This window comes from Chamaesiphon sp. VAR_69_metabat_338 (assembly GCF_031423935.1).
GTDB lineage: Bacteria > Cyanobacteriota > Cyanobacteriia > Cyanobacteriales > Chamaesiphonaceae > Chamaesiphon.
The window spans coordinates 1-2,072 of sequence record NZ_JANPGM010000258.1; the positions used below are offsets into that span (position 1 = coordinate 1).

The window sequence follows — 2,072 nt, forward strand, 5'->3', positions numbered from 1 at the left end:
AAAAATTGGTAAATTCGATCCTAAGCGGACGCAAAATGATACTGTCGGGCCGACCCTTGGCGAGGAACTATTTAAAAATGGCTTGATTGCGATCGTCTTATCATTTGGCTTGATCCTACTGTATCTCACCTTTCGCTTCAAGTTTGACTATGCCTTCTTTGCCTTTGTCGCCCTGTTCCACGATGTATTTATTACAACCGGAATTTTCTCGATTTTGGGTTTAGTTGGTGGCATCGAAATCGACAGTTTATTTGTCGTCGCACTCTTGACAATTATCGGTTTTTCGGTCAACGATACCGTCGTAATTTACGATCGAATCCGCGAAGTCATCAGCCTCCATCCCGAGCAACCGATCGATAAAATTGTCGATGATGCGGTTAATCAAACCATGTCTCGATCGATAAATACCACCCTAACCGTACTGCTGACCCTATTCTCAATTTTCTTATTCGGCGGCGACACCCTCAAAAACTTTGCCCTGTGCCTGATTATCGGTTTTACAGCGGGAGCTTACTCTAGTATCTTTATCGCCAGCACCCTATTTGCCTGGTGGCGCGAACGCCATCCCACAACCCCGACTAATGCCACGGTGAATTCTGAGTCTTAAGGTATGTCCCGATTGAATCCACCAGAACCAAACGTTCCTGGAGTTCCAGAACTCGAACTCGACCCGATTTTTAAAAACCAAATGACGAATCTCTATCGTCTCCATGTTTACGGACGCTGGTCGGTCATCGGATTATTATGGTTGACGGTCGGTGCTTGCAGTCTCTGGCAATTGAGCTATCCTATAAGTCTGATCCAAGAACAGTTTACCTGGGCAGCAGTCAAATACGGATTGATGTTTCAGCCGCTACCGGCTTTTGGTCTATGTCTGTGTGTGGGTGTGATGACCGGAACTCTGGTTTGGCAAAGTCGCAATATGCTCTGGGGCGTCTCTAAAAAAGAACGTCAGCAGCTCATCAAGCAAGTGAGCGAAATTCGCAAGCAAGGTGATTCGCATCCGCTCTGGAAGTGGGTAGTTAAGGTAGTTGATAATTGATAATTGATAATTGATAATTGTAGGGTGTGTTGTCTCGCTTCCATGGTCGGGAGCGTCTCTTTCCCGCCTTTGTTCCCCGACCATGGAAAAGAGACAAGAGAAACAAAGGCGGTTTAGCGAGACAAGACAGCGTAACGCACCCAAGACCTATATTAGAGCGTCGATAAGCGAGCGTATTTGTGGCTCTAACTTAGTAATATTAATCTGTAGGGGCAGTGCTTTATGCCCGCCCGCTAGGAGTTACGCTCCTCATCGAGGATTGTTATTAAAAGTCGATAATTGAGTTTGAGACGGGTCGGAGATTTTAGATCTTTAGATAGGCAATAGCACACAACCCTCATGCAATCCCCCACGCTAGATTCCCAGCACCCGCCCGCGCCCAAACTCATCGATGCTTGCGTGCATTGTGGGTTTTGTCTGTCTACTTGCCCTAGTTACCGCATCTTGGGGACAGAGATGGATTCGCCACGGGGACGAGTGTACATGATGGATGCCCTCAATCAGGGCGAAATCGACCTCACACCGGCGGTAGTCAGTCATTTCGATAGTTGCTTGGGTTGTTTGGCTTGCACTACTACCTGCCCTTCTGGGGTGCAATACGACAAGCTAATTGCGGCGATGCGTCCCCAAATCGAACGCAACCACCAACGTCCGTTGGTCGAACGGTTGTATCGACAGTTTATTTTTGGCTTATTTCCCTATCCCAATCGGCTGCGCTTATTATTAATCCCGCTATTTGTCTATCAAAAGCTGGGCTTGCAAAAGTTGGTCAGACAAACCAGAATCGTCGAAAAAGTCTCGCCCCATTTAGCGGCGATGGAGTCAAATCTCCCCGAATTATCTTTAAGTACATTTCAAGACACGTTGCCCGAATTAATTCCTGCTCAAGGCACTCAGCGATATCGAGTCGGCATGATTTTAGGTTGCGTCCAAAAACTATTTTTCGATCGCGTCAATCAGGCTACAGTGCGAGTACTCACTGCTAATGGGTGCGAAATTGTCATCCCCCAATCTCAAGGTTGTTGTGCGG

At 47.2% G+C, this 2,072-nt stretch carries 3 protein-coding genes; all 3 read left to right on the forward strand.

Annotated features, from left to right (window positions below; translation table 11 throughout):
- Positions 1-607, forward strand: a 607-nt coding sequence (gene secF, locus RMO84_RS07665; RefSeq protein ID WP_310487874.1) for a protein translocase subunit SecF, incomplete at its 5' end; no start/stop codon positions are given.
- Between the two features lie 3 nt (positions 608-610).
- Positions 611-1,042 (forward strand): hypothetical protein, encoded by a 432-nt coding sequence (locus RMO84_RS07670; RefSeq protein WP_310487875.1) that lies wholly within the window; start codon positions 611-613, stop codon positions 1,040-1,042.
- A gap of 339 nt (positions 1,043-1,381) precedes the next feature.
- On the forward strand, positions 1,382-2,072 hold a 691-nt coding region (locus RMO84_RS07675), incomplete at its 3' end, for a 4Fe-4S dicluster domain-containing protein (RefSeq protein WP_310487876.1).